Origin of the sequence: Methylibium sp. T29-B, from assembly GCF_000576225.1 — a bacterium.
Taxonomy (GTDB): domain Bacteria; phylum Pseudomonadota; class Gammaproteobacteria; order Burkholderiales; family Burkholderiaceae_C; genus Methylibium; species Methylibium petroleiphilum.
The window spans coordinates 1-4,497 of the sequence record NZ_AZSN01000220.1 but is presented as its reverse complement, the minus strand read 5'-3'; the positions used below and the strand labels follow the sequence as shown (position 1 = coordinate 4,497).

Below are 4,497 nucleotides of genomic sequence, written 5' to 3'. Positions count from 1 at the left end.
CGCCGCCGCGCCGGCGCGGCGGCGGCGCTCGCGGCTGTTGGCCAGGTGGGTGCGCATCGCGGCGCGCGCCGCCTCGGCGTCCTGGCTGGCAATGGCGTCGTAGATGCTCTCGTGCTCGCCGTTCACGCGGCGCAGGTAGTCGCGGCGCTCGGCGCTCTGCGCTTGCGGCTCGTCGAGGCGAGCGCGCGGGATGATCATCGCGCCCAGCGTGCCCATCAGCTCGGCGAAATGGTGGTTCTGGGTGGCGCGCGCCACCTCCAGGTGGAACTGGAAGTCGGCGCCGACCGCGTCACGGCCCGCCTCCACCGCCGCGGCGAAGGCGTCCAGCGCGCCGCGCAGGGTGGTCAGGTTGTCGGCGCTGCGGCGCAGCGCGGCGAGGCCGGCCGCCTCGGTCTCGACGCCGATGCGCAGTTCCAGCACCGCGATCACGTCGCGCAGCGTCGCGAACTGCTCCGGCGCGATGCGGAACGGCGCCGCATCGCCGAACCCGACCACGAAGGTGCCGACGCCGTGCCGGGTGGCCACCAGCCCGCCGGCCTGGAGCTTGGAGATCGCCTCGCGCACCACGGTGCGGCTGACGCCGAACTCCGCCATGATCGCCGCCTCGGTGGGCAGCTTGTCGCCGGGGGCCAGGCGGCCGTCGCGGATGCGGTCCCCCAGCGCGTCGACCAGCTCGAGCGCGAGCGTGCGGGGGCGGCGGCGAGGCGCGAAAGGCATGTCCATGTCGGGAGGACCCGGTGACGGCGGCCTCGGAGGCCGGGGTGGATGGGCAGTAGTTGTATGACAACCGTCACGTAAAAGCAAGCGATCGGGCCGACATCATCGCCGAGACGGCCACCGGTTCAGCGCAGCATGCAGGGCCGTTTGGGATCGAAGCGCCAGTTCGAGATCAGGTGCTGCATCGCCACCGCGTCGTCGCGCGCGCCCAGGCCGTGCTGCAGGTAGAGCCGGTGCGCCTTCTCGACCTCGACCATGTCGAGCGTCACGCCCAGACCCGGCTTCTTCGGCACCTGCACGTGGCCGCCGACGATCTGCAGCGGCTCCTGCGTCAGGCGTTGTCCGTCCTGCCAGATCCAGTGCGTGTCGATCGCGGTCACGCGGCCCGGCGCCGCGGCGCCACGTGGGTGAACATGGCCAGCGAGACGTCGAAGTGGTTGTTCGAGTGCGAGCCCCAGGTCAGGCCCCAGTCGCGGCAGGTCTGCGCCACGCGCACCGAGCCGGCCATCGTCCAGAAATGCGGATCGGCCAGCGGGATGTCGACCGACTGCAGCGACAGCGCGTGCGTGAGCTGGCGCCAGTCGGTGGCAACCATGTTGGTCGCGGTCGGCAGGCCGGTGGCGCGGCGGAACTCGGCCATCACCTCGCGGCCGGAGTAGCCCTCTTCCGCACCGCAGGGGTCCTCGGCGTAGGCCACCACGCCGCGCATGCGCTGGCCGAGGCGGATCGCGTCCTTCAGCAGCCAGCCGCCGTTGGGGTCGAGCGTCACGCGGGCGTCGGGGAAGCGCTCGTGGATCGCGGTGACCGCGTCGACCTCGGCGTCGCCGGCCAGTACGCCGCCCTTGAGCTTGAAGTCGTTGAAGCCGTAGCGCGCACGCGCCGCCTCGGCCAGCCTCACCACCGCCTCGGGCGTCATCGCCGCCTCGTGGCGCAGGCGCTGCCAGTCGTCGGCGTCGGCCGCCTCGTCGGCCGGGCTCGCATAGGCCAGATCGGTCTTGCGGCGGTCGCCGACGAAGAACAGGTAGCCCAGCATCTCGACCGACTCGCGCTGCTGGCCCTCGCCGAGCAGCGCCGCGACCGGCAACTCGAGGTGCTGGCCCAGCAGGTCGAGCAGCGCCGACTCGACGGCCGTCACGACGTGGATGGTGGTGCGCAGGTCGAAGGTCTGCAGCCCGCGCCCGCCGGCGTCGCGGTCGGCGAAGCGCTCGCGCACCGTGCGCAGCACGCGCTGCACGTCGCCCGCCGGCTGGCCGACGACCCACTCTCGCGCGTCCTCCAGCGTCTGGCGGATCTTCTCGCCGCCCGGCACCTCGCCGACGCCGCTGCGCCCGGCGTTGTCGCTCAGGATCACGAGGTTGCGGGTGAAGAACGGCCCGTGCGCGCCGCTCAGGTTCATCAGCATCGAGTCGCGCCCCGCGACCGGGATGACGCGCATCGCGGTGACACGCGGCGTCGAAGACAAGGTGGCGTTAGGCATCGTGGTCCTGCGAGGTCAAAGGAGGGGCATCCAGCAGACGCCGCGGGTCCGGCTCCGCCGGCCCGCCAGCGTCGCCCCTCGAGGGGGAGCGGCGCAGCCGCAACGGGGGTGGTCGTCATCAATCTGCGGTGATCTTCCGCGTCTCGATCACGTTCTTCCAGCGCGCGTACTCGGCCTGCTGGAAGGCGGCGAACTGCTCGGGCGTGTTGGCCACCACCTCGATGCCGATCTCGGCCAGCTTGTGCTTCACCTGCGCATCGTTCAGCGCCCCCACCAGCGCGGCGTGCAGCTTGCCTTTCACGTCGGCCGGCAGTCCCTTGGGCGCGGCGACCGCCTGCCACGAGTAGACGTCGACGCCCTTCACGCCGCTCTCGACCAGCGTCGGCACGTTCGGCAGCACCGCCGAACGCTTGTCGCCGGTGACCGCGATGGCGCGCAGCTTGCCCGCGTTGATGTGCTGCAGCACGGCGTTGACGTTCTGGAACGACGCGTCGACCTGCCCACCCAGCAGGTCCTGGATCGCCGGCGCGCCGCCCTTGTACGGGACGTGCGTGCCGCTGGTGCCGGTCTGCAGCCAGAACAGCTCGGCGGTCAGGTGGTCCGACGAGCCGTTGCCCGAGGACGCGAGCGTCATCTTGCCCGGCTCCTTCTTCGCCGCGGCGATCACCTCGGCCACCGTCTTCAGCGGCGAAGCGGCCGGCACCACCAGCACGTTGGGCGCCTGCACCGCGACGGTCAGCAGGTCGAAGTCCTTCAGCGCGTCATACGGCATGCCCTTGATCAGGTGCGGCGCGATCACGAAAGGCCCCAGGGAGGACAGCAGCAGCGTGTAGCCGTCCGGCGCCGCGCGCTTGACCTGGCCGGCACCGATGGTGCCGGTGGCGCCGGCCTTGTTGTCGACGATGAAGGTCTGGCCCAACTGCTCCTGCAGCTTGGGCGCGATGGCGCGCGCCAGCGTGTCGGTGGAGCCGCCCGGCGGGAAGGGCACGACGATCGTCACCGGCTTGTCGGGCCAGGCCGCGGCCTGCGTGGAAAGCGGGCCCAGCGCGGCGAGCGCGAGGCACAGCGAGGTCAGCAGCTTGTTCATCGGGTCAGTCTCCTGGTGCGGCGAGGTCGCCATTTGGTAGCGCTATCGTTTGCAAATGGTAGCGCTACCGTTCGCGATTGCAAGCCACCGCAGATGGGTGAAAACCCTGATCAGCTGCTGCCGCGCTCGATGACGCGGAAGCCCACGTCGACGATCTTCTCGCCCACCGCGCGGCCGTCGGCGCGGTCGACGATGAAGCGCGCCGCGCGCTGGCCGATGCCGGTGCCGTCGATGCGCACGGTGCTCAGCGCCGGCTGGGTATCGGCGGCGAAGCCCAGGTCGCCGAAGCCGACCACCGCCAGCTGCCGCGGCACCGCGATGCCGCGCGCCGCGGCCTCGATCAGCACGCCCAGCGCCAGCATGTCGGAGCTGCAGAACACCGCATCGACCTCGGGCCGCTCGGCCAGCAGACGTGCCAGGCCGCTGCGGCCGCTGCCCAGCGTGGTGGGCGCCGGCACGCGCAGCACCGGGATCTCGGCCGCGTCGCGCACCAGGCCCAGGCGCAATGCCTCGTCGACGAAGCCGCGGTTGCGACGCAGTGCGCGCTCGTCGTCGGCGCTCAGCAGTGCCGGGTGGCGCCGGCCCTTGGCGTGCAGGTGGCGAGCCACGGCGGCGGCCGCTTCCGCATGGGAGAAACCGACCAGCATGTCGATCGGCGTCGGCGTGAGGTCCCAGGTCTCGACCACCGGGATGCCGCTCGCCAGCAGGCGGCGCCGGCCCTCCGGCGAATGCAGGATGCCGGTCAGCACGATGCCGTCGGGACGGCGGCCGATGATGGCCTCGAGCAGCGCGTCCTCGCGCGACTCGGTGTAGCCGCTCTGCCCCAGCATCAGCTGGTAGCCGGCGTCAGCGAGCGCGCTGGTCAGCGACTGCACCATCTCCATGAACACCGGCCCGGCGATCGTCGGCACGACGGCCGCGACGAGCCGGCTGCGTGCCGAGGCCAAACCGCCGGCGAGTCGGTTCGGCACGTAGCCGGTGCGCGCCACGCTTCGCGCACGCGCGCCAGCTTGTCGGGCGCCACCTGGTCCGGAGTGTTCAGCGCGCGCGAGGCCGTGATCGGCGAGACCCCGGCGAGGCGCGCCACGTCACCGAGCGTGATGCCGCCGCCGCGGCGCGAGCGGCGGGGCGCGGTGGCGTCGGGCGCTGTCATCTCGCGAGTGTAGTGGAGATGACACCGCTACCATCGGTGCCGTCGCCCCGGGGCGAACGCGCC

At 72.1% G+C, this 4,497-nt stretch carries 2 protein-coding genes and 2 pseudogenes; all 4 read right to left on the bottom strand.

Annotation, left to right across the window (positions count from 1 at the left end; genetic code table 11):
- The coding region (locus tag Y694_RS19915; RefSeq protein WP_036235742.1) for a FadR/GntR family transcriptional regulator at positions 1-723 on the bottom strand (723 nt) is incomplete at its 3' end.
- Positions 724-842: 119 nt separating this feature from the next.
- Positions 843-1,633: pseudogene (locus Y694_RS27300) on the bottom strand (enolase C-terminal domain-like protein).
- Between the two features lie 679 nt (positions 1,634-2,312).
- Entirely contained in the window at positions 2,313-3,281 is a 969-nt protein-coding gene (locus tag Y694_RS19905) for a tripartite tricarboxylate transporter substrate binding protein (RefSeq protein WP_036235744.1), read from the bottom strand.
- Positions 3,282-3,391: 110 nt separating this feature from the next.
- Positions 3,392-4,434: pseudogene (locus Y694_RS19900) on the bottom strand (LacI family DNA-binding transcriptional regulator).
- Positions 4,435-4,497: the final 63 nt, after the last annotated feature.